This window comes from Bacillus rugosus (assembly GCF_023238245.1).
In the GTDB taxonomy this organism is placed as follows: Bacteria; Bacillota; Bacilli; order Bacillales; family Bacillaceae; genus Bacillus; species Bacillus rugosus.
This window is the reverse complement of record NZ_CP096590.1, coordinates 704,414-728,357: the sequence shown is the minus strand read 5'-3', so window position 1 is coordinate 728,357 and position 23,944 is coordinate 704,414. Positions and strand designations below refer to the sequence as shown.

The following is a 23,944-nucleotide window of genomic DNA, read 5'->3' as shown; positions in this document are numbered from 1 at the left end:
GCCTATATATGTTTGACAAAATATCGTCTCAATCCATAATTCGCTATAACTTGCTGCTGAATTTGAGATGTTCCTTCAATGATCTCCAATACTTTGGCTTCTCTGTACAGGCGGGCAGCTGAATGATCTCTGCTGAAGCCGCTTCCTCCATGGATCTGTACATTTGAATTGGTAATTTCAACAGCAACCTTTGAAGTGAAATATTTCGCGATAGACGTTTCCGTCACGGCCTCTGGATCTTGTTTCATCCGCATTTCGCCGGCTTTCATACATAAGGCGCGGGCTGCATGCAGCTGTGTTACAGCATCACCGATCATTCCTTTAATCATTTGATGTTTGTAGAGCTTCTCTCCGAATTGGCTTCTCTTCCGTGAGTATGTTACTAAAGAATCGACGGCTTCCTGTGCAATCGCCAATCCGGCCCACGCTACACTGTATCTGCCATGATCCAAAGCCAAATTAACGATGTAATTAAAACCGCCCCCGATTGGCCCTAGTATCTGGTCATCAGAAACCTCAACGCTGTCAAACTCTATTTCCGCAAGATAAGAAGCTCTATTGGCCATCATGCCTTCCATTTTTTTTACCGTTACGCCGCTCTGGCGGCTGTCTACAATAAAGGCTGTAACCACTTCTCCATCACGGGCTATAACCAGAAAAAAGTCAGCAATGGCGCCAAAGGAAATCCATTTTTTTCTGCCGTTGATGACATAGCAGCTTCCGTTTTTTGTATATGTTGTTTCAATGTGGTTTGCGTCTGAACCAATGTTTGGTTCAGACAATGCAAACGCTCCGATTTTCTCTCCTTTTCCGATGGGGACAAGCCATTCTTCTTTTTGGCGCTCTGTACCGTACCGCAGCAGAGATTCACCGACTAACGAATTCACAGTCAAAAGGGTTCGAATATTACAGCACGCTTTACCTGCTTGTTCAGTAAACAAACCGTACTCGACAGGGTTCAATCCCAATCCGTGATAGACCTCCGGAATACCCGCAGCAAAATAAGATTTGCTCCCTAACTCTTTTATTAATTCTGCCGGGATGCATTCCTTCTCATCAAACTCGCCTGCAAAAGGTCTGATTTTTTCGTCACAGTAACCCCGGAAATCTTGAATGATGTCGGCTTTCTTCTCAGCTGTTTTCATTAGCAAGCGCTCCGTTCTGTTTCTTTTCAATTAGGCTGACGATTCGGTTTACTGTGCTGAAGTTAGCAATATCTAAATCTTCGTTATCAAGCTGAAACCCAAAGTTTTGCTCAAGAAATGTTACAAGCTTCATCGCAAATAAAGAATTCACAAATCCCATTTCAAAAATGTGATCATCATTGGTTAATTCGATTTCATCGTCAAAGACCACCAAATTTTGTTCAATATATTCTCTAATTTGTTCATGAAGATTCATCTATTTGCTCTCCCCGCTATTTAGATTAATTGCTGCTTCCCGCAACAGGTGATTGGCTGAATTCCGTTTTGACCTCGACATACGCAGGATACGGCTGGATACGGCTCAAGTCATTTTCAAATAAGATGAAGCCGTCCGGGCCCTTCGTATGTACTTTGAAATTGGCAAATTTATATGTGATATACATGACTCTGTTCCGATCTGTTTGTTTAAAATCAGCGAACAGTTTTTTCCCTTTTTGTTTCGCTTCATTTAAAATGGCTGTCAGTAAAATCGTACCGACACCGCGGGACATAACCCGACATGACATTAAAAGAAGATTAATATGCCATTCATCTCCCTTTTCTTCTATTAAAGAGAGTCCGATCTTTCCATAAGAGCCGTACTTGTCCTCAAGCTCGCAGACCAGCAGCATATGAGAATCTGACTCTCGGAAATAATTTAATTCCTGATAATCATATGTTTTTCCGCTTGCATTCAGCTGGTTTGTACGCACCGTAAGCTCTTCTGCCCGCTGCAAATCGCTTTCTTGCGCATGGCTGATCGTAAACTTCATATTCAGAGTGGCAAGAAATTGTTCGGACGGTCCTTCAAACTGCTCTTCGTCCTCTTTTCTGCGGTCATCCTCCAGATACATCTGCCGGCGTCTTTTGGCATCCTCCGTTACGAATGCAGGCTTCAGTAAAGGATCGACGATTAGATCCTTATACCGAACGGCATCCCAGCACGAAATCTCCGGATGGGCATTTTTCACTTCTTCCCTTTCAAACGCTTGGTCGTCAATAAAGAGAAGCGTATCCTTATGGATATTGAGGTTTTTGCTAATTTTTTCTAAAGAAACCGATTTGGCATTCCAGCTGATTTCCGGATATAAAAAGAAATGGTCTATTCCAAATTCCTTTAATTTTTCCATAACAGCAGCTTCGTCATTTCTGCTTGCGACAGACAGCAATATGCCGCGTTCATCAAGCTCAGTCAAAATTTCTATGATATTGTCCTTCAGCTTTACATCATCAGATTCAAGCAGAATACCATCCCATAGCGTATGATCTAAATCCCAGACAACACACTTAACTCCCTTTTTCAATGGTCTGCTCCTCCTTTAACTGTATTGAAAGAATCCTTGTCCTGACTTTCTCCCTAACTTTCCTGCGTCTACCATTTTCACGAGCAGCGGACATGGCCTGAACTTTGAATCTTTGTAGCTTTCATATAGAACCAGCAAGGAGTTAAGGATCGTATCAAGACCAATTAAATCCGCAGTCGCGAGAGGACCCATTTTATGCCCGAACCCGCCGCGGAAGATTTTATCCACATTGGCTGGTGTCGCCACTTGATCTTGAACCGTCCAAATGCTTTCATTAATGGTCAGCATTAACACACGATTTGACACAAAGCCAGGCAAATCATGAACAACGACAGGATTTTTGTCGGAAGATTTCAAAAACTCGACGGTTGCATCGACAGTCTCGTCAGAAGTGGCATCGCCCCGAATCACCTCTACAAGTTCTTTCAGAGGAACAGGATTCATAAAATGTGCTCCAATTACCTTTTCCGGACGATGCATCAGTGAACCGACCTTCGTAATTGAGATACAGCTTGTATTTACAAGGTAGATGGTATGCTCTTGGCAGATATCCTTTAATTGTAAATATACTTGTCTTTTTATCTCCCAATCTTCTGTTACGTTTTCAATGATGATATCAGCCGGCTCCACATTGTGCGGCTCAGTCGTGAATTGAATGTTATCAAGCACATCTTCCAGTGACATGCTGAATTTTTCTTTACGCATCAGTTGAACAAGCCTGAATGTCTTTTTAATATTTTCCTCTGCGGCTTTCAGTTTTTCATCACTGATATCCAGCAAAATCACTTGATACCCATTCGCAGATAAATCAAGAGCCATATCGGCCCCCATGACGCCCCCTCCGATAACACCGGCAGTTCTGAAATCCATTTCACACCACTCCTGTCTGATTCAAAATATGATTGATTTTAGCTGTCACTTCTTCTGTCTTCTGATTAATGAAAAAATGATCTCCTTCAAATTCGTAAAATCTGCATGTCTGATCGGTGTACTGATTCCAATCGGATAAATCAAACAGCACTGACGGCAGATCACGTTTTCCATAAAAAACCGAAATATCGCAGGATAAAGGAGCAACAGCTGTATTCCTGTATGTTTCCAGCAACTCAAAGTCAGCTCTTAATATAGGAAGGAAAAAGTCAAGCACCTGCTCATTTTTGCTGAATTCTTCCGGTACACCCCCCATCTCAATAATCGCTTGTTTTAAAGCGGAATTTGAAAGCTGATGAAGCACTTTCTTTTCCGGGATATGAGGCGGGAAACGCCCGGAAAAGAACATATGGATCGGCTGTTTATTTTCCATGGTTAATTTCTTTTGCAATTCGTATGCAAGCAGCGATCCCATGCTGTGTCCAAAAATGGCATAATCCGAATCACTCAAATGGGATTTTGCTTGCGCAAAAAGATCTTCCGTCACGGATCCTGCATGATTCAGCAATGGCTCAGACATTCTCGTTCCATGTCCCGGAAGCTCTAAGGCCACCAGTTCAACTGACGCATCAAGAAACCTTTTCCACCCGCTGAAGATGGTGCTCGAACCCCCGGCATACGGCAGACAGAATAATTTGATCACTTGACCCTCTCCTCTTTACCAATATCCTTCAGGCATTCAATATAGGCTGCTTCAAGCTCCAGCACTTTTTTCAGTGAATCTTTGATCCGGTCTTCATAACCTGAAGAAGATCCTCCCGAAAAATAAAGCTTAGCCGCAAGATGCCGCGCTGCTTCTAACTCATCAATAATGTCAGACGTCACAGCGGCAAGCTGTTCAAACGCCGGGAGAAATGCGAGGCGGTATTGCTCTGTTTTTTTCACATTTAAAATTCCATTAAATGAATGAAGGAGCTTTTCGCTGTCTCTTATGCTGTGAAATTGCTCAGTAAACCGGCTGAAGGACGCCAAACCGGATAACATCCGATCTACATGCTCGGTGATGTTATGAACAAAGAAGGCAGCCGCATCCTTGAAAATGCTTTGCCCTGAGCGATCCCTGTCCGGATCATAAGAAAAGGAGGCATAAGAATGAAAAGCGGCAGGAGGCTGAAAATAACTGTGAAAGCCTTGATAGGCTTTGGCCAAATGATGATATGAAATATTTCTGGCTTCATATGACAAGTTATCGGGATAACGGTTTTCAATGGCAAGAACAGTCTGATCTACGTCATGAAAGCCATAAATCAGTATGCTGTTCCGGCTATGCTTAGACATATATTCCTGTCTATAAGGCTGCGCATATGTATCCAACCAAATGATGACAGGTTTATTTTTAAGAACATCCCGTTTCACATCATCTATGAGACTGCTGCTCACCGATTGCTTATCCGCGCTTATTCCCTGCTGATTCATGACATACTCAGGATCATAAACTTCAGTCCGATCAATCATTGGATAACCGTCTTCATCCAATTGATACGAATATATGTCATTTAAAAGATAAGGATAGATTTCTTGCTGAAACGAGCGAACCACTGAAAAATAACAGTTAAAAAAACAGCTGCGATAAAATAGGTCGTTAAACGGCTGAATACCAGGGATGGATGTTTCACATTTCATGTGTCTCACTCCTTCTTGCGGCACGGTGATTGAAAAAACAAGCGGTTAAACCGAATATACAGGAGGCAAGGAGCAGCATATAATAAACCGCCGCCAAATAAAGAAGAGAACCGGGTCCCCAAATAAATATCATGCTCCAAGGCAAGCCATTAAAGGCGAAGATTGAAATGAGCTTAGGCGCCACTATTCCGGCTGCCAGCAAAATCCCCCAAAGCAGCGCCTTTCTTCTTGTTCGCTGCTGAACGGGAACATTTTTCGCTTTAACGCTTTTTAGAAAAATAAAAATTCTCCACAGCAGAACAATAAGCAATAAACTGAATAAAACCAGCATGGCAGCCGCAGCTTTATCAATGACCTGGAACGGATCAGTGACAGAACCGTCCTGTTTTTGATTTGGATCGGCAATCACTTGTAAAACAGAACGAGCGATTTTCTCAGGGTAAGCGCTGTTCATATTGGCCAAAACCCCTACAGCCGCTTTATCGTCAGGACTGATGATAATAAACGAAGAAAAGTTAGGGTTGGAGCCGGCATGGAACATTTCTTTGACTCTTCCCTTTTTTTCAAAAATTGACCATCCCGCACCATAATACACACCCGGCTCTTCGGTTTTTACGCTTTTATCAGGCAGGTGGCTCTGCTCAATCAAGCGGCCTATATCACCGTCGCTGTGATTCAGCTGAAATCGAAGCCATTTGGATACATCCTCTGCGTTCGTGATAATATATCCGGCAGGCGTGTTCCCCCTATACTCAGGCGCTTTATAGGCTCTGGCCTTTAAAAATCCGATTTTAAAACCTGATGATACATCGCCGGCATGACCAGCGTGTCGCCCAGCATACGTGTTTGACATATCTAACTGCTTAAAAACGTGCTCAGCCATATATTGCTCGTAAGGCTGGCCTGATGCCTGTTCAATGATATATCCCAGCACATCATAATTGATTGTGGCATATTCAAATGTGCTTCCCGGCTTATGACTAAGTTCAACTCCCTTTAATCCTTTCGCCGTTTTCTCCAAGGCATCTTCCTTTGAATCAACTTTGATATCCGCTATCGATAAAAAAGGAATTCCGCTTGTATGATGCAGCAGCTGATGAATAGTGATATCTGTTTTCTTTCCGTTGTAAACTGTATAAAATCCGCTGATATACCGGCTGACAGGGTCATTTAGATTGATTGCCCCCGAACGTACAAGCTTAAGCACACCCAGTGCAGTAAACGCTTTAGAGGTTGAGCCCATCTCAAACAATGTCGAGGCGGTTACAGGGCGGCTATGCCTTTCGCCGGCATAACCAAACCCCCTTTCGTATACCACATCATTTCCTTTTACCACTGTCACTGAGATCCCCGGTATTCCGCTTTCTTTCATCTGCTTTTCGATCAGAGCGTCAATGCGCTTATCAACTGGCGTCTGAGCGCTTGCCTGTCCGCCACCCCAGATTTGAATTGACAGGATACAAAGACATAAAATCAGCCATACGTTTCTCATCATTTGAACAAGGAATCCAATTCTTCAATAGATAATGAGGCAGTTTCGAAATCTGATGGCGTATATTCAACAGACTCTTGTTTACAGCAATGTTCAGTCAGCTCCTTCAACTGTACAAAAAATTCATCTAAAAGCTGTTCCATATCCTCTGTCTGATAAAGATCACTGCAAATTACATCCAACGTTAGCTGTCCGTCATAGATTCCCGCTGTCAAATCAAGACTGACTGTCAGATCATTTTCAGGTGATGACTCGGCGCCTGAATTCAAATAAGTCATGCGGTATTCTGATTTGTCAGCTAAAAAACGGTCAACTTCTCCCAGATAATTAAAGCGTAGCTCAGGCTTCCTGTGATCCGGTATTCGTTTACTCAAATAGGTGAGAGAGCCGTAGCCAATACCCTTATTGGGGATATTCCGCAGGTTTTCTTTCACTGAACGGATTTGCGCCGGCAGATCAGCCTCTGCCTGAAACACGGCGGGATACATTGCTGTAAACCACCCAAACGTTCTTGAAAAATCTAAGTCTTCCTTTAATGGCTCTCTTCCGTGACCTTCCAATTCCAAAGAAATAACCTCTTTGCCTGTGCAATGATGGCAAGCCCGGATTAACGCAGTGATAAGCAAATCATTTGTTTGGGTTTGATACGCCTCATTTGCTTCACTGAGCAGTTTTTGAGTCATCTGGCTGCTCAAAGACCGTTTCAGTTTTATGCTATTTTCAACTTTGGAATTTTCCGGACAAATCCCATAGAGCGGCTCAATCTTTTTCACTTTTTCATTCCAATAGCTGCATTCTTCTTCCGCCTCACGCGAATAAGCGTATTCATGGATCGAATTTGAAAATTCCTGATAAGAATGTGTCTTTAAAGGCAGTCTCTTTTCTTCCTTCCTATCTATTGAATGTAAAAGAGCAAGAAAATCATCAATCAGGATTTGCCATGATACACCGTCCGCGATCAGGTGATGGGCTGTAAATAACAAATGCGTTTTTTCGTTTGCTTTGATTACACCGGTTTTAAAAAGCACTCCATTGTATAAGTCCGTGCTTTCTCTCATTTCCTGCCCGATCACCGCTATTTGTTTGGTTTGCTCTTCCTCGGAAACATTAGACAGATCCCAGTATTCGATATAAGGTTCGATATTTGTATTGTGATAGACCAAGGCATTCGTTTCTTTTTCTACATTCATTCGCAAGCTGTCGTGATGATTGATTAAAAGAGACAGAACCGCCTTTACATCTTCAAGGTGAACCTCTTTTTCAGCAGTTAGCATAACCGATTGATGCCAGAAATGAGCGCACTTTAAATCCAAAGACCAGAACCATTGGGTAATCGGTGTGCCCATCACTCTGCCTTCTGCTTGTTGTTGAGAAATTGCAGGCGATTGTTTGCTAGTCACAGCACTGACAAGTTCTCTAAATACGGGATAAGTCATAATATCCTGCGTCTTGATAAAAAGACCTTTTTCTTTCATTTTCGAAACGAATTGAATGGCTTTGATAGAATCTCCGCCAAGCTGATAAAAATGATCCCCTGGGCAAATGTCAGTGCCGAGAATCTCCTTCGCGGTTTCCAAAAGAACCGCCTCTGCAACCTTCTGCTCTTCATTTAACAATCCGTAATTTGTCTGTTCTTGATACAGTAAAGGATCAGGAAGCGCTTCCTTGTTTGTTTTTCCATTTTGCGTAAGCGGAATTCGATCCATCTTGATAAAGTAGGCCGGCACCATAAAAACGGGCACTTTGCCAGAAAGCTTTTTCCTAAGCTCCAGCACTGGCGTAGGTGCAGAGCTCACTACATATGCCGCCAATTGCTTTCTGCCCTGTGAATCACCAAAATCAATGACAACCGCTTCTTCTATTTCCTCGAGAGAAAGCAGGGCTAATTCAATTTCTCCCAGTTCTATACGGTAGCCTTTCAATTTGATTTGATGGTCTTTACGCCCTGCATATTCAAGCAATCCATTATTCGTTCTTTTCGCCAGATCGCCTGTCTTATACATTTTTCTGCCCTTCATGAAAGGGTTATCCAGAAAACGCTCGGTTTGCAAATCCGGACGCTTCCAATATCCTCTGGCGACATTATCGCCTGATATATACATTTCACCTTGAGTTCCCGGCAATACCGGCTGCAGCTGTTCATCTAATAAATAAATTTCTGTATTCTGCAGCGGAACCCCAATTGGAACCGAAGCTTGCTGATCCTGTTCTCGGTCATATTTGTGGATCATACACCCAACGGTCGCTTCTGTCGGCCCGTATTCATTAAAGATTTCGATGCGGTGATCTGATGCTTCTGTTATTTGACGTGCTAAAGAAACAGACAGCTGCTCTCCGCCAACGATCATTCTTTTTATAGAGGAATCTTTTAAGTTTACGTCTTTCAGCAACGCTAAATGCGCTGGTGTCAGCTTGATGACAGCTGTTTTCATTTCTTTTACGATTTGATGCAGTATAAATTCCGGGATATCTTCTTGTCTGTAAATGACAATCTTATTTCCTGTCACTAATGGGGTGTAAATGGATGTAACGGTTAAATCAAAAGCTATGGATGAGTACAGCGCAAAGCTGTCCTCTTGGGAAGAAGTATAATTCTGAGAGGCTGATGTAATGTAGTTCACAAGGCTTTGATGTTCGATCATCACGCCTTTCGGCTGCCCTGTTGATCCAGAAGTGTAAATCATATATGCGATGTCGGAAGGATCGTTCCTGATGTCTAACTGTCCCGTATCTAAATCATTAAACATGGTGCAGTCAATACTGATTTGTTTTACGTGCCTTGGCAAACGGCAGTCTATTTTAAAAAGAGGGTCTGTAATAAAAAACGCCGCTTCACTATTTTCTAAAATATACTTGATTCGTTCCGCGGGATACTCGGGGTCGATCGGCACATAAGCACCGCCTGCTTTTAAAATGCCCAGTAAAACAGCAATCAACTCCGGTGAGTGTTTCATGCTCACGGCAACAAAATCACCGCGGCTTATTCCTTTATGTATAAGGCAGCGAGCAATTTGGTTGGAGCGCTCATCCAGTTCTTGATAAGAAACATGTCTCTCGCCATCCTCTATCGCTGTGCGAAACGGATGCTGCAAGGCCGTTGCTTGAATTAATTGATTGATTGTCTGCTCTTTCGGATAGTCGGCCTGCGTCTGATTCCACTTAAATATCTCGTCCCTTTTTTCTTGTTCAGTTAATATAGACAAATGTCTGAATTGAATGTCTGGATCCTCGATAAGCAATAAAATCAGGCGGAGTAAACGGTCTTTCAATTGCTGAATTTCCGCTTCGCTGTAATCCGCAACCTTGTAGTCGAACTGTAATTCTATTGCTCCGCCTTCGTCCCATTCTTTAACTGCAATTTGAAGGGAATAAGGCTGTGATCCGTTATATAATTCATCATATTCGACATGGCATCCATCTATATCAGAAGCAAGATCGGTGTTGTATGAATTGATATACATTTGGAAGAGCTGATCGTATCCCTGTTTTGCCAGCTGTAATTCCTTTATCAGTTCGTCATAGGGGTACCGTTGGTGGAGAAAGTATTTCAGGTAGTCTGAATTGACTTCTTTTAAAAAGTCTGAGAAACGTTGGTCCAGGTCTGTTTTCTTTCTGAACGGCATCGTACTGACAGTCATCCCCGCCGTGCTTTTTTCCTTCTTTCCAGACCTGTTTAGTACCGGCGTGCCGATAATGAAATCATTCTCTCCCGTTGCTTTGCTTAAATACCAAAACAGCGATGCGGTAAACAATGCGTTTAACGAAGCGCCTTGCTTTTGAATAAATTCATAAACAGCAGCAGAATGTTCTTGGTCAAGTTTAAATCGTTTGCGTTTTCCAGCAATGTTCGCTGAACTTTTTGACAAGAAGCTGTCCGGCAAATGAGAAAATTCCTCTTTCCAAAATGCGGCATCTTTTTGATATCGTGGCGAAGAAAGGTATTTTTTCTCTTTTTCTATGAGAACCGAATAGTGGTCACCGCCTTCTTCAGGCAGTTTTCCATTTGCCAGAAGCATGTACAGATCCTTAATCTTATCAATGATGATTTTCATAGACCAGCCGTCAGCAACAATATGATGGCATTTGATTAAATACCCGCAGGTTGCTTCATCTGTTTGGAAAACATAAAATTGAACAAGCGCGCCATCATATAAAGAGAAAGGTATTTTAAATTCCCGTTCGGCCCAATCTAGCATTCTTTCATATGGATGGTCTGTTGAAGTAAAATCGGCTGATGGCACACGGGCCTGCGCTTTTTCGTCTATGTATTGAAGAACTGATCCTTCCTGCTTCATGAGCCGTATTCTGAGGGACTCTGTCTGTCTGATGCAATGCTGAATGGCTTTTTTTAACGTCTCAAGATGAAGCTTTCCATTGATTTGGATAAGGCCGCCAATATGATTAATAGCTGTTTCTGGGTATAAATTTTCGATATTTAATATCCTTTTTTGATGATGAGAAAGAGGAAATAAATTCAAGTTACCATTCAACATATCCACCTCTTTACAAGTAGTATTTTACATCACCAATTTAAACACACAACAAATATTTTGTAAATATTTATAAAACATTGTCTATATTTGTTCATTTTTTAGTTTTAAAGATAAAAGCGCTGAAACGGTAAAAATAATAAAATTCAAGAAAAATACATATTGAACACCCAGCCAATCTGTAAGGCTGCTCATAATTAAGATCGATGCGCCGTATACAAATGTACTTATTGTATGCTGAGCCGACAGTATTTTCGGAAGCAAAGTTTCGTTTATGCTCTCCTGTACATAAGTTCTGATCGCAATTCCCCGGAGCTGAAATGAAGGTCCTAAAATAAAGACAAAAAGCAGCGATGCCAACGCATACTTGTTAAGCGCAAGGCATAGTGTGCAAGCGCCGATGGCAAGTGATGTCCATAAAATCATCGAGAACAGTTTTCCATTCATTATTTTTGAAAGTTTCCAAACGATTAAACCGCCTGTAATGGTGCCGGCGAAATAGCTTGCGTTAATAAACCCCCACCATGTTTCGTTTTGATGCAGCACTTCATCGACATAAACAAGGATAATGGCTCCTGTCCAAATACTTCTGCCGAACATGGATAAAAGCTCAAGAACAGTCAGCATTCTGATAACAGGCATTTGATAAATTGCTTTCCATCCAGAGGAAATTTTATCCATAAAGGACTCATTTTCTTCCTTTTCGGCATCTCCTTTTCCCGCATCCTTGACAAAAAATAAAGATACTGTAGAGGTGCCATAAAGCGCAAAAGTCAACAATAGAAGCAGTTGCGGCCCGAGCCATTTGATCAAAATACCGCCGAGCAGCCATCCGAGCAGGAGCACGATTTGATCAGAGGTCAGCACCAGGCTGTTTGCTTTCAACAACATGGATTTTGGAACAAAACGGGGAATCATTGAATTTCTGACCGGAATAGTTCCACCATCTAACAGCGACATTAAAAATACAATAAAGAAAAAAATAAAAATAGATTTAAAATCTATCATAAATATGAGAAGCAACAAAGATAACAGAATGGTTTGCGTTAACTGTAAAAAAATCAAAATGTGCTTTAATCTGTATTTATGAATAAAAACCGGTATAAATACTGCGCTTAATGACTGACCCACGAACTGCATCATGGCTACCAGCGAAGCCAAAAAGGCCGAGTCTGTGACTTGATACGTAAACAGGGTCAGTACCAGCACGTATAAAGAATCTCCTAAATTAGCAATTGACTGGCCCGCCCATATGAAATAAAAGGATTTATTTTTCATAATTTCAACCCTTTTCTATTTTTAGAACATCATAACATAAATAAATACCCTCTCCAATGCTACTTAACCTTCAAAAAAACGCAAAAAAACCCCTGCGCCGCAGCGGCACAAGGGGTCATCCAATATCAGTCATAAATGTGAACAGTCGGCTCTTTATCTCCGGCATTGCGGATAATGACCGCTTCCTGTCCGTCTGAGGATGTGATATTGACTTCGACATCGACTGAGCTCTTGGAGTAGTAGTCCATCACTTCACCCGTTAAGAACTGGGTAAACGCGACAACTTCGCTTTTTCCGTAGAATTGCATTGGAATGTCGATCTTCATTTTCGTCATTTCATTATTTTCATACAGCGCTGTACCGACAACGCCTGTGTAGTTCGGGAAATATTCTTCAATTGAGTTTTTGAACCGCTTAAAGACCTCGGTGTCATCCGGGTATTTTTCTGCTGTCGTTGTATCTGCCGGATAAAATACATATTTTTCATTTATGTCATCCCAATTTGAGATATCAGTGGAGCCTGCTTTGACTTCCGTTTTGGCGATGAAGTTCCCCGGCACAATCGATGTTTTTGACGCCTGCTTGTAGAGCGCGACGGTGATCGGCACATTCTTCAGGTTATCTTTTTTACGGAGGCGGTTAATGACCTCTTGTGCGATTTTTTCTCCCTGCTCGCGAAGCGTGCTGTCCTTAATCTCCACTTCTTTCTGAGGGTCGCCTGTTTTTTCACGATAGTAATATACGGAGTTTAATGCCAGTCCGATCATCACGCCGCCAAGCTGAATGGAATTCTTGTCTTTTCTGACTAAATAATCGTGCTCCAGCATAGATGCTAAATAAACCGGGCTGCTTTCGTTCTTTTCTTCTGTTGAACCGGAGCTCGGAAGTGCTGGGTTCAAGCCTTCATTTTTGAAGTTTTTATCTTCTTTTTGGGCTTTTTTCAGATCAGAGCCTGTTTTTTTCCGTGCCAGCCAGCTTAATACTGTATCTTCATCTAAATATTGCCCTTCTTGGAACAGATAATCGTCAGTCGAGAAAGAATCTTGGGCAAGACGCATCAGCCCTGTTTCAAACTCATCGATGTCAAGTCTTGTATTCAGCTGTTCAGTTGTTAAGCCGCGCGCTTTTCCTGCCTTAAAGGGCAGCACCATTTTGTAATAGGAGTCAGAGATATTATATTTCGGGACAATCGCTTTTTCTGACGATTTCGCCGTCTTTTGCGTGATCTCTTCCTCCTTATCCCCCCCAAAACCTGACGAGCAGGCAGACAGCATTAACACTGCCGCCGTTGCCGCCATTGCCAACGTCTTTTTCAATAGAAAACACTCCTCTTATTTCTTTAGCTCTCCCATTAACTGTTCTTCATTCCACACTTCAATGTTCAGCTCTTGTGCTTTTGTCAGTTTGCTTCCCGCCGCTTCGCCGGCGATGACCAAGTCTGTGTTTTTGCTGACGCTTCCAGTCAGCTTTCCGCCGAGCGCTTCGATTTGCGCTTTGGCATCGTTTCTTGACAGTTCTTCCAGCTTTCCTGTCAGAACAATTGTTTTACCGGCAAAGTAAGAATCGCTGTCCTCTGCTTTTACTTTTTTCGGGCCTTTGTATAGTGTATTTACACCCAACTCCTGAAGTTCATTCAAGAGATCAAGCATTTCTTCTTTATGAAAATAAGTGATGACCGCGTCAGCCATTTTTTCACCGATTTCATCAATCGCGAGAAGCTCCTCTTCTGAAGCTTTTTTCAGGTTCTCCAAGCTTTCAAAATGCATGGCAAGCGTCTTTGCGGCCTTTGAACCGATAAAGCGGATGCCGAGTCCGAACAGCAGGCGCTCTAACGAATTTTCTTTTGATTTTTGGATGGAGCTGATCAGGTTTTCAGTAGATTTTTCTCCCATACGCTCGAGCTGGATGACCTGTTCCTTCGTCAGCTTATATAAATCCGCCACATTGCGGACAAGGTTCTCCTCAAACAGCTGTGTGATGACTCGTTCGCCAAGTCCGTCAATGTTCATGGCATTGCGGGAAACGAAATGGATCAGCCCTTCCCGGATTTGCGCCGGACATTCAGGGTTAATGCAGCGAAGCGCCACTTCTCCTTCGATGCGGACGAGTTCGCTCCCGCATTCAGGGCATTCCGTGGGCATGCTGAATTCCTTTTCTTCTCCTGTGCGCTGTTCAACGAGGACGTTCACGACTTCAGGAATGATATCGCCCGCTTTTTTGATGACGACCTTATCCAAGATCCGAATGTCCTTCTCTTTAATTAAATCTTCGTTATGAAGGGATGCTCTTGAGACCGTTGTGCCGGCAACTTTTACCGGCTCAAGAATCGCGGTCGGCGTAATCACACCCGTTCTGCCGACATTTAATTCGATATCGAGAAGCTTTGTCACGACCTCTTCTGCAGGAAATTTATACGCGATGGCCCAACGCGGGCTTTTCGCCGTAAAACCAAGCTCCTCCTGCTGATCAAGGGAATCAAGTTTAATCACGATACCGTCAATTTCATACGGGAGGTCAGCGCGTTTAGCCTGAAACTCATCGATCAGTGCAATAACTTCTTCTATGCTGTCGCATTTTTTTCGTTCCTGGTTTGTTTTAAATCCGATTTCGTCGAGAAAATCAAGCCCCTGGCTTTGCGTCTCCACACCCATCTCGTCAAGCTCCGCTATACTGTAGACGAAGATATCGAGGTTTCGTTTCGCTGCAATTTTCGGATCGAGCTGTCTGAGTGATCCCGCGGCGGCATTTCGCGGATTGGCGAACGGTTCTTCTTCGTTTTTGATCCGTTCCTCATTGAGCGCTTCAAACGAACGCTTCGGCATATACGCCTCGCCGCGCACTTCGATCGACAGATCACGTTTCATTTTGAGCGGAATATTGCGGATCGTCTTCAGATTCTCCGTAATATCCTCTCCCGTCGTTCCGTCACCTCTTGTGGCTCCTCTGACAAAATAGCCGTCTTCATAACGGAGAGAAACAGCAAGACCGTCTATTTTCAGCTCCACATTATACGCCACATCGTCGCCGACGGCCTGGCGCACCCGGCGGTCGAAATCACGAAGATCATCGGCATTAAAGGCGTTGCCCAGACTGAGCATCGGCGTGCCGTGTGTGACTTTCTGAAACGCTTCAAGCACGGCTCCGCCGACACGCTGCGTAGGAGAGTCAGGTGTTCTGAGGTCTGGATGCTCCTCCTCGATCGCAATCAGCTCCTGCATCAATCTGTCGTATTCAGCATCAGGGACGCTCGGTTCATCTAAGGTGTAATATTCATAGCTATACTTGTTGATGGTGCGGCGCAGTTCGTCTGCCCGCTGCTTCGCTGTTTCTTTGTCCATCTGCTTCTTCCTTTCCTCTTCAATTACTGCTTTTCAATAGGAGCAAATGCTGCTAACAGGCGTTTCACGCCGACTGGGCTTGGGAAGGCAATATCGAGCTCCGTCCCTTCTCCTTCGCCTTTCACGCTGACGACAGTTCCTGTTCCCCATTTTTTATGGCCGGCCTTATCTCCCACTGCCCAGTTTAAAGTGTCGCCGCCTGTTTTGCTGGCGTAGGATACCGGACGTGAAACAGGGCCGCGTCTCGGCTGCATTTTTCTCGCAGACGGCGCTCTCGTTTCTTTTTTCTCATTTAGGTTTTCCAATAAATCATCCGGTATTTCAGCAATAAAGCGAGATTCCGGGTTCATATTTGTTCGGCCAAACAAGGTGCGCATTTTGGCATTGGTCAGATAAAGCTCCTGCTCCGCCCTTGTAATCCCAACGTAAGCAAGGCGGCGTTCTTCTTCCATTTCCGCTTCCTCCATTAATGAACGGCTATGCGGGAAGACGCCTTCTTCAAGCCCCATCAAGAAAACAACCGGGAACTCCAGCCCTTTTGCGGCGTGCAGTGTCATCAGGGTAATTGCATCCTTGCCGCCTGACTCTTCCTCTTTCTGATCGAGCTGATCGATATCTGCAATCAGCGCCAAATCTGTCAGAAACGCAACAAGTGTCTTATCTTCACTTTTCTGTTCAAAGTTTTTCGTAACAGACAGGAACTCGTCGATGTTTTCTAAACGGCTTTGAGCTTCGATTGATTTTTCAGCCTTCAGCATTTCTCTGTATTCCGTCTTATCAAGAATTTCTTCTGTCAGCTCTGTGATGGATAAGTAGTCCTGCATATTGGTCAGGTTTTCAATCATCTGCCTGAAGCTGTCGAGCGCGTTGGCTGCCTTGGCGCTGACGCCGATAAAATCAACCTGCTGAATCGCTTGGAAAAATGACAAGCCGTTCATCGCCGCATATGAAGCGATTTTTTCAAGTGACGTCGCGCCGACTCCGCGTTTCGGCACATTGACAATGCGCGTGAAACTGATATCGTCATCCGGATTGGATACGAGGCGCAGGTACGCGAGAATGTCTTTAATTTCTTTTCTGTCATAGAACTTTGTGCCGCCGACAATGTTATAGTTCAAGCCTGCTTTGAGAAGCGTTTCCTCAATCACACGGGACTGTGCGTTTGTCCGGTACAAAATGGCGATATCCGAAAGCTTCCGCTTGCCTGAGCTGTGAAGCTGATGGATTTTACCGGCCACAAACTGCCCTTCGCCGAACTCATTATCTCCGCGGTAATAAGAAATTTTGATGCCTTCATCGTTTTCCGTCCACAAATTTTTCGGTTTGCGGTTTGAGTTGTTTTTGATGACCTCGTTAGCTGCGCGCAAAATCCGTTTCGTTGAACGGTAATTTTGTTCAAGCAAAATCACACTGGCGTTCGGATAATCTTTTTCAAAAGAAAGGATGTTGGCGATATCCGCGCCGCGCCATCTGTAGATCGACTGATCAGAGTCCCCGACCACGCAAAGGTTCTGGAAACGCTCTGCAAGCTGCTTAACGAGCATGTATTGTGCTCTGTTCGTATCTTGATACTCATCGACGTGGATATACTGGAATTTGCGCTGATAAAATTCAAGCACTTCCGGCACACGGTCAAACAGTTTAATCGTTATCATAATTAAATCATCGAAATCGAGCGACTGGTTTTTCAAAAGCTTCTTCTGATAATCAGCATATACATCGCTGACCACCTGATCGTAGTAGCCGCCGGCAACTTTAGAGAATTCTTCCGGTTCGGTCAATTCGTTTTTCGCACTGCTGATCGTGCCGAGGATGCTTCTTGGGTCAAACTTCTTCGGATCTAGATTGCGCTCCTTCAAAATCCCCTTGATGACTGAAAGCTGGTCTGCCGTATCAAGGATGGAGAAATTGCGGTTAATCCCGATCCGGTCTATATCTCTGCGCAAGATCCGCACGCACATGCTGTGGAATGTTGAAATCCAGATATCGTCCGCGCCCGGTCCGAGAATGCTTTCCACACGTTCTTTCATTTCGCGTGCTGCTTTATTTGTAAATGTGATCGCCAGAATGTTCCATGGCGCCACATGTTTTTCCGCCATTAAATAAGCGATTCTGTGTGTCAGGACACGCGTTTTTCCGCTTCCCGCACCCGCCATCAGCAAGAGTGGCCCGTCCGTTGTTTTGACAGCTTCCTGCTGAACGGGGTTTAATCCGCTTAGTAATTGATTGCTAATATAATTCAAAATTTGTTCACCCGCCTATACAAAACATATGTTCTATCATAAACCAAATCCGTACAATTTACTACTCGCCTTTCACAGCCGCTACTGTTTTCAAAGCCTGGTCAAAATCTTCGTACACCGCATTGCCAACAACAACCACGTCCGCATGCTCAGCATACTGCTTTGCCGTTTCCGCATCCTTGATGCCGCCGCCGTAAAACAAGGTGGACGTTTCCAATACAGCCTTCGTTTTCTTCACGGCTTCTATGTCTCCAAGCACGCCGCTATATTCCAAATAAAAAATGGGAAGATGCAGTAGCTCAGACACGCGCGCATAGGCAACAATATCGTCAATAGTCAGATCGGCATTCGCTTCAGTCAATGCTGCGGCTTTGCAATCCGGATTAGCGATGCAGTAGCCTTCCGCCACGATTTCTTCCATAGACATCAGTTCTCCGTATTCCTTCATGGCTTTCTGGTGCATTCCGACAATCCAGTCCGCGTTTTTGCTGTTTAATACACTCGGAATAAAATATAAATCAAAGCCGGGAACGATTGCTTCAATCGCTGACACCTCAAGGACGCACGGCACCAAAAACCGTCTCACCTTAGACATCATCCGCAGGACATTGTCCTCTGTCACACCATCGCTTCCCCCGATAATGACCGCATCCGTTCCTGATTCACAAAGAATCTCCAGCTGTTCGTCAGGCAAATCTTTATTTGGATCGAGTTTAAAGACATGCTTCCACTCTGTTACATCGTACACGTCATACGTTCCTCCATTCGTTTGTTACCATTTAAACATTATAACAAATTCACATAGCGCGGAAAAACGGAAAAAGCCGTTAATCTCGTTATTCACTGAAAAAGGTGTTTTGATTCTTTTTTCATAAAAAAGAGAGCTCCAGAAAGCCTTCAATAGTTCAAGCTCTAGGCAAAAGATTCCTTTCTGTTATTGTTTGGAAAGTGCTCAACTGTGGAAATGGATACATAAAAAGGGAGGCTGACACATGGAATCCATCATTATTGCACTCATCGCGTTTATTATTGGGATTATCGCCATCCCCATCGTTTTGTTTGTATGGATCTACATAAAGGATGAAAAACAGGAGGAGCATTCGATTCTCCGTAACTATCCCGTCATCGGAAGGTTTCGATATATCCTTGAAAAAATCGGGCCGGAGCTCAGGCAGTATTTATACAGCAATGACAATGAGGAGCAGCCCTTTTCCCGAAAGGAATATGAACAAACCGTCATCTCGGGCAAATATAAAAGCAGAATGATGGGCTTTGGATCTGTAAGAGATTTTGATAAACCTGGTTTTTATATTCGTAACGCCCTTTTCCCTAAACTAAAAGAGGAAATGCATGTAAACCAAACGCCTAAGATTGAAACCCAAATCTATCAACTCGATGCTGACAATCTGTTCAAACGGAAGGAACACGCCGAACACGTGAAGGCCGATCCGTATTTTCTCCACCCTGATGATGTGCAGGTGATCGGCGAGCATACATGCGGGAAGCCTTTTTATGTGAAGGGATTAGTCGGCCAGTCTGCCATGAGCTACGGTTCCCTTGGAGAACGGGCGATTACGTCGCTCTCAAAAGGGCTTCATCAGGCAGGCGGCACTTGGATGAATACCGGTGAAGGCGGTTTATCTGAGTATCACTTAAAAGGCGGTGCCGATATCATTTGCCAAATCGGGCCCGGTCTTTTTGGCGTACGCAAAAGAAACGGAGAATTTTCATGGGAGGAGTTTAAAAGAAAAAGCAGGCTTGACCAAATTAAAGCGTTTGAACTAAAGCTGGCGCAAGGAGCGAAAACCCGCGGCGGCCATGTGGATGGCGCCAAGGTATCAGAAGAAGTGGCAGACATCCGGAATGTAGAACCCGGGAAATCCATTGACAGCCCGAACCGCTTTCATGAATTTTCAAGCGCTCCCGAAATGCTCGACTTTATCGAGAAACTTAGAGATGTCGGACAGAAGCCAGTCGGAATCAAACTTGTCGCAGGCCATCCTGACGAGTTGCACGAGCTTTTCGCCTATATGCAGAAAAGCGGACAGCATCCGGATTTTATCACGATCGACGGGAGCGAAGGCGGTACCGGCGCTTCCTTTTATGAGCTCGCTGACACTGTCGGCCTTCCGATTATGACAGCACTGCCTATTGTTGATACGCTGCTTAGACAGTACGGCTTGCGCAACCATCTGAAAATCTTTGCTTCAGGAAAGCTCCTGACTCCTGACAAAATTGCAGTCGCTTTAGCTCTCGGCGCTGACTTTGTCAACATTGCACGGGGCATGATGTTTTCGGTCGGCTGCATCCGCGCTCTCGTGTGCCACACCAACACTTGTCCAGCAGGTGTAGCGACAACAGATCCAAAACTGCAAAAAGCACTGAGTGTTGAGGAAAAACAGCATCGTGTTTGCAACTATGTCATTTCACTGCGTGAGGGATTGTTTAACCTCGCAGCCGCAGCCGGGATCAATTCGCCGGTCTACTTTTCCAAGGAGCATGTTGTCTATCGAAAAGAGGACGGCAGCATCGTCGACATCGACAAACTGATCCACCAATTTGTTTCATAAAGAAACCGCCCTTGCCGAACGGCAGGGCGGTTTTTTGTTATTTTGAAGAAGACTCTGTTTCAGTTTCCTTCACACGGTCAAGCGCCATTTCATATGCGTCATTTCCGTAATTTAAGCAGCGTTTCACACGGGAAATCGTAGCTGTGGAAGCGCCTGTTTCTGTTTCAATCTTATGATACGTGTTACCTTCGCGAAGCATGCGCGCTACTTCAAGGCGCTGAGCCAGCGATTGAATTTCGTTAATTGTGCAAAGATCATCGAAGAACCGGTAACATTCCTCCAGGTCTTTCAGCGATAAGATCGAGTTAAATAACTGGTCCAGCTCTTTGCCGCGTAATTTATCGATTTGCATCGTTACACACCTTCTCCTTTACTAATGGAAGCCGCATCGAGATCAGGCACGATATTAATCCAAGTCTTTCCTGGAACAAACGGAAGCCATTTGCCGTCTTTTACCGGCACAATTCTACCGTCTACTTGTTTCCAGTCTGTTTCAATAACGTTTCCGTGCTGAAACAACAGACCTTTCCCCCCTGATTCCAGGTCGATGTCCCGCCTTCCATCTTGATCAATAGTATGATGGCTGGCTTCAACAATGAAAATATTTTGCATTGCAACCGACTTTCCGGTTTCCCGGTCTGTCGTTATGACACCATCAGAGCTTCTTGTATAAGATTCAGCTTTTTTATCATAGTTATATTCGACAAGATTTGTAACGTTCTTTGTTCCATAATCTACCCGAACATTGTAAGATTCATTTGCAGGTTTTGCTTCTGATGTTTGAAACAGCAGCGGATCTGTTTCCCGCTTCAGCTCATATCCCTTTTGTTCCGCCGCCTTTTTTATGTAATCATAAGACGTGTAGGAATTGTGGGGCGGTTTGCTGAAATCAGCTCTCCAAAATAAGCTTCCGTCAAAATCCAATCCGTTAATATAATCGGCAGCTCCAGATTCCAGCTGCTCTTTGGCGCCAGGACTCCAGCCGTGATGGACAAATATGCTGTCAAAGCCATTGCTGAGAGTGACGAAATATTCCCGCGCGCTCCGCACAGGTCCGACAGTTTCAGGCATCTGGCTTTGAAAAACGGCCAGAAATCTTGTAATTTGCCCTTCGGCTAGCGCTTCTATGACAATGTCGGCTTTAGACAGCCCTGACTGCGGCCTCGCCTTCGGGTGATTGTTCACCACAACAGCAACAGGCCGGCGTTCAGTCACCTTCTGTTCAGTCTCCAGTCCCGTCAAAGGAGCTTTCAGCTTCTTTTCAGCATCCGGGACAGCTTCCTTCTGCTGACAGGATACCAGCAGAAAAAATACGAAACACAGTATGCAAACTGACATCCATTTTTTCATGTGTCGGCTCCCCGCTCTTTTATATTTTAACGCATTATCGATGGAAAGAGTACAGTTTTTTTCATGACGTCGAAGATTCCTCTCGGCGTAATGCGTATATACGGAAGGTGCGTACTTTGCAAAAAGAGCAGCGTATAGACGGGATCACAAAACTCGTAGCCTCTTTCAGTCAAAAGATCTCTCAGCTTTTGTTCCTTCTCAAGCACATCTTCATACGCTTCCGAAGAGGCACAGCCGCACAGCGCAAGCGGAATTTCATGCAGAATGTTCCCGTTTTCCGCAAGGACGATTCCTCCCCCGATCTCTTTCATGCGGGCGAAAGCGAGCAGCATATCCGCTTTATTTTTTCCGATCGCGACAATATCGCCTGTCGTCGTAAAGGAGCTCACAAATCCCTGCACGCTTGAGGCAAAGCCTTTTATCATCGTATTGACACGCCATTTCCCATGTCTGTCAAGCATCGTCAAATAACTTTCATCATGGTCAAACGAGAGCTGTTCCATCGAATTGTCGATCTCAATCATATACGGCTCCATAATGACCGCATTCCGCATTTTCACGCCCATCGGCATGGAAAACTGCAAATCATCCATCGTCATATTATATGAAAGCTCAAGCGGGACAAGACCGCCTTTGCTCCAGCCCGTCTTTGTAAACGCCTTCAAATCATGGCCGTCTTCACGAAGGATGATTCCTTTTGACAGAACGGTCACGGGATTCGGGTTTAACGGATCTTCAAGTATATTCAGCGATGCCAATCTTCCCGGTCCGACCACTCCTAAATAATCATCCATTTGGTAATACTTTGCGATATTAAATGATGCCATATTGTAGGCATCGATTGCCGGAACTCCTTCTTCTAACGCGACCCGGATCAGCTCGTTTGTCATGCCGCCTTTATAGAAATTCGGCGTCGCGCCGTCTGTCGTGTAAAAGAAATGGTCATAATAGCGGAAACCCTTCTCATGCAACTCCTGCAAGATTTTTCTTACATCAGGACGAATGGAAGAATTTCGGAGGGAAACATAGTAGCCCAGTTCCAGCCTTCTCATCACTTCATCACCTGTCATCGCTTCATGATCACAATCCGCTCCGAACAGTTTCATCTTTGTAAGCGTTTTATCTGAAGCGCCGGGAAAATGCCCTTCAATGCGTTTCCGCTGCTTCTTTGTAGCTTGCATGCAGTGAAGCATTAAATCATCACCATCTACCAAACGAGGCCATCCGGTCATTTCTCCGCCTTGAATCACATCCGGATGTTCAATCCACTGTTTTCTGACGTCAAACGGAAGTACGTGATCCTCGTTCAGAACCTCGGTCTGAAGGTCATAGCGTGACCACCAAAAGTATTGAACAGGCTGCTTTTTGAGTTCATTTAAAATGGTAAGCGCTTTCTTTTTTCCGCTTTGTAAAAGCAAAAACAAGTTATCATTCACAAATGTCGTTGTTCCGTATTGAGACACATATTCCGCCAGCGTTTGGGGATTATATATTTGAAAAGGATGTGCGTGCGGTTCGATATACCCTGGCACAATGTATTTTCCTTCACAATCAATCGTATGAATTTCTTCGGCTCTATTCGGAAGTTCATGACCCACATAAACAATGCGGTCCTGATAAATCCAAATGTTTTTTTTCAGCCATTGTTTTACATATGGATTTAAGACGAGAGCATTCCGTAAAAGGAGCGTTGGAAGCAGCTTTGAGTCTACAACATCAACCTGTGCCCTGATGTCTTTGTTTTTCCAGTTAAAGGTGCGTTCGGACATTCACATACTCTCCTTTACATGTATTAGACTCATGTTATCACATCCTTCCTCATCACGCACGGTAAAAACGTTACAAATTTTTGAAGGTTCAATTAAAAAACTTTTTTAAGTAAGAAGGAGCGGATTTACATGAAGCCAAACATCAATCTCATCAATGCCGTCTTCAGAATCGCCTGCGGACTGACGATTATGTCAGCCGCCAGCGCAAAGTTTACGAAAAAGCCTTGGTGCAGAATGCACCTCTTTTACATCTTTATGGGGGCCTTGAAAGCAGGTTCGGGAATTTTGCGCTTCTGCCCTGTGACCTACATGTTTCAAAACGGCGCTTCCGGGAATAACGAACAGGAGCATCAAAACAGATAAACAAAAAAGC

18 protein-coding genes are annotated in these 23,944 nt (G+C 44.1%); 2 read left to right on the top strand and 16 right to left on the bottom strand.

Annotated elements, in window-relative coordinates; translation table 11 throughout:
- Positions 1-2: 2 nt before the first annotated feature.
- The 13 genes from M0696_RS03755 to pcrB form a co-directional block, all read right to left on the bottom strand.
- A complete protein-coding gene (locus M0696_RS03755) occupies positions 3-1,145 on the bottom strand; it encodes an acyl-CoA dehydrogenase family protein (protein ID WP_166854011.1) in 1,143 nt (380 codons plus the stop codon).
- On the bottom strand, positions 1,132-1,401 hold the full coding sequence (locus M0696_RS03750; RefSeq protein ID WP_003240117.1) for an acyl carrier protein: 270 nt from the start codon (positions 1,399-1,401) through the stop codon (positions 1,132-1,134). Before M0696_RS03750 ends, M0696_RS03755 begins: the two co-directional genes overlap by 14 nt.
- A gap of 25 nt (positions 1,402-1,426) precedes the next feature.
- Positions 1,427-2,488, bottom strand: coding sequence for an HAD-IIIC family phosphatase (locus M0696_RS03745; RefSeq protein WP_248602510.1), 1,062 nt, complete (start codon positions 2,486-2,488; stop codon positions 1,427-1,429).
- A 15-nt stretch (positions 2,489-2,503) separates the two neighbouring features.
- Entirely contained in the window at positions 2,504-3,358 is an 855-nt protein-coding gene (locus M0696_RS03740) for a 3-hydroxyacyl-CoA dehydrogenase family protein (RefSeq protein ID WP_248602509.1), read from the bottom strand.
- A 1-nt stretch (position 3,359) separates the two neighbouring features.
- Positions 3,360-4,061 carry a thioesterase II family protein gene (locus M0696_RS03735; protein WP_222143728.1) on the bottom strand — a complete coding sequence of 234 codons (702 nt, stop codon included), beginning with the start codon at positions 4,059-4,061 and terminating at the stop codon, positions 3,360-3,362.
- Positions 4,058-5,041 carry a cysteine peptidase family C39 domain-containing protein gene (locus M0696_RS03730; protein ID WP_222143727.1) on the bottom strand — a complete coding sequence of 328 codons (984 nt, stop codon included), beginning with the start codon at positions 5,039-5,041 and terminating at the stop codon, positions 4,058-4,060. The genes M0696_RS03735 and M0696_RS03730 overlap by 4 nt, the downstream gene beginning before the upstream one ends.
- The gene (locus M0696_RS03725) at positions 5,031-6,536 is read right to left on the bottom strand and encodes a serine hydrolase domain-containing protein (protein WP_248602508.1); all 1,506 of its coding nucleotides are present in this window, start codon (positions 6,534-6,536) and stop codon (positions 5,031-5,033) included. The genes M0696_RS03730 and M0696_RS03725 overlap by 11 nt, the downstream gene beginning before the upstream one ends.
- Positions 6,533-11,026 carry a non-ribosomal peptide synthetase gene (locus tag M0696_RS03720; RefSeq protein WP_222143725.1) on the bottom strand — a complete coding sequence of 1,498 codons (4,494 nt, stop codon included), beginning with the start codon at positions 11,024-11,026 and terminating at the stop codon, positions 6,533-6,535. The genes M0696_RS03725 and M0696_RS03720 overlap by 4 nt, the downstream gene beginning before the upstream one ends.
- A gap of 81 nt (positions 11,027-11,107) precedes the next feature.
- Complete coding sequence (locus tag M0696_RS03715) at positions 11,108-12,301, bottom strand: MFS transporter (RefSeq protein ID WP_003240131.1); 1,194 nt, start codon at positions 12,299-12,301, stop codon at positions 11,108-11,110.
- 125 nt (positions 12,302-12,426) lie between these two features.
- Entirely contained in the window at positions 12,427-13,617 is a 1,191-nt protein-coding gene (locus tag M0696_RS03710; protein ID WP_222143724.1) for a CamS family sex pheromone protein, read from the bottom strand.
- Positions 13,618-13,632: 15 nt separating this feature from the next.
- Positions 13,633-15,639 (bottom strand): NAD-dependent DNA ligase LigA, encoded by a 2,007-nt coding sequence (ligA, locus tag M0696_RS03705; RefSeq protein WP_222143723.1) that lies wholly within the window; start codon positions 15,637-15,639, stop codon positions 13,633-13,635.
- 23 nt (positions 15,640-15,662) lie between these two features.
- A complete protein-coding gene (gene pcrA, locus M0696_RS03700) occupies positions 15,663-17,882 on the bottom strand; it encodes a DNA helicase PcrA (RefSeq protein ID WP_166854021.1) in 2,220 nt (739 codons plus the stop codon).
- A gap of 61 nt (positions 17,883-17,943) precedes the next feature.
- Complete coding sequence (pcrB, locus tag M0696_RS03695; RefSeq protein WP_166854022.1) at positions 17,944-18,630, bottom strand: heptaprenylglyceryl phosphate synthase; 687 nt, start codon at positions 18,628-18,630, stop codon at positions 17,944-17,946.
- A 244-nt stretch (positions 18,631-18,874) separates the two neighbouring features.
- Here pcrB and M0696_RS03690 point away from each other — a divergent pair, with 244 nt between their 5' ends.
- Complete coding sequence (locus M0696_RS03690) at positions 18,875-20,452, top strand: FMN-binding glutamate synthase family protein (RefSeq protein ID WP_222143721.1); 1,578 nt, start codon at positions 18,875-18,877, stop codon at positions 20,450-20,452.
- A 37-nt stretch (positions 20,453-20,489) separates the two neighbouring features.
- Here the strand turns inward: M0696_RS03690 and M0696_RS03685 are convergent, their stop codons facing one another.
- From M0696_RS03685 to M0696_RS03675, 3 genes are read right to left on the bottom strand one after another with little or no spacing between them, the layout of a single operon-like run.
- The gene (locus tag M0696_RS03685; RefSeq protein ID WP_003219429.1) at positions 20,490-20,804 is read right to left on the bottom strand and encodes a YerC/YecD family TrpR-related protein; all 315 of its coding nucleotides are present in this window, start codon (positions 20,802-20,804) and stop codon (positions 20,490-20,492) included.
- 2 nt (positions 20,805-20,806) lie between these two features.
- Positions 20,807-21,802 (bottom strand): DUF3048 domain-containing protein, encoded by a 996-nt coding sequence (locus tag M0696_RS03680; RefSeq protein WP_222143720.1) that lies wholly within the window; start codon positions 21,800-21,802, stop codon positions 20,807-20,809.
- Positions 21,803-21,828: 26 nt separating this feature from the next.
- A complete protein-coding gene (locus M0696_RS03675) occupies positions 21,829-23,571 on the bottom strand; it encodes an adenine deaminase (RefSeq protein WP_166854025.1) in 1,743 nt (580 codons plus the stop codon).
- A gap of 129 nt (positions 23,572-23,700) precedes the next feature.
- On the opposite strand from M0696_RS03675, the gene M0696_RS03670 reads away from it, so the two are divergent.
- A complete protein-coding gene (locus M0696_RS03670) occupies positions 23,701-23,934 on the top strand; it encodes a YgaP family membrane protein (RefSeq protein WP_166854026.1) in 234 nt (77 codons plus the stop codon).
- Positions 23,935-23,944: the final 10 nt, after the last annotated feature.

Coding starts and splice junctions, on each gene's coding strand:
- M0696_RS03725 (WP_248602508.1), bottom strand. CDS start 6,536: ATGATGAGAAACGTATGGCTGATTTTATGTCTTTGTATCCTGTCAATT.
- M0696_RS03680 (WP_222143720.1), bottom strand. CDS start 21,802: ATGAAAAAATGGATGTCAGTTTGCATACTGTGTTTCGTATTTTTTCTG.
- M0696_RS03675 (WP_166854025.1), bottom strand. CDS start 23,571: ATGTCCGAACGCACCTTTAACTGGAAAAACAAAGACATCAGGGCACAG.
- M0696_RS03750 (WP_003240117.1), bottom strand. CDS start 1,401: ATGAATCTTCATGAACAAATTAGAGAATATATTGAACAAAATTTGGTG.
- M0696_RS03715 (WP_003240131.1), bottom strand. CDS start 12,301: ATGAAAAATAAATCCTTTTATTTCATATGGGCGGGCCAGTCAATTGCT.
- M0696_RS03720 (WP_222143725.1), bottom strand. CDS start 11,026: ATGTTGAATGGTAACTTGAATTTATTTCCTCTTTCTCATCATCAAAAA.
- M0696_RS03670 (WP_166854026.1), top strand. CDS start 23,701: ATGAAGCCAAACATCAATCTCATCAATGCCGTCTTCAGAATCGCCTGC.
- M0696_RS03740 (WP_248602509.1), bottom strand. CDS start 3,358: ATGGATTTCAGAACTGCCGGTGTTATCGGAGGGGGCGTCATGGGGGCC.
- ligA (WP_222143723.1), bottom strand. CDS start 15,639: ATGGACAAAGAAACAGCGAAGCAGCGGGCAGACGAACTGCGCCGCACC.
- M0696_RS03755 (WP_166854011.1), bottom strand. CDS start 1,145: ATGAAAACAGCTGAGAAGAAAGCCGACATCATTCAAGATTTCCGGGGT.
- M0696_RS03690 (WP_222143721.1), top strand. CDS start 18,875: ATGGAATCCATCATTATTGCACTCATCGCGTTTATTATTGGGATTATC.
- M0696_RS03730 (WP_222143727.1), bottom strand. CDS start 5,041: ATGAAATGTGAAACATCCATCCCTGGTATTCAGCCGTTTAACGACCTA.
- M0696_RS03685 (WP_003219429.1), bottom strand. CDS start 20,804: ATGCAAATCGATAAATTACGCGGCAAAGAGCTGGACCAGTTATTTAAC.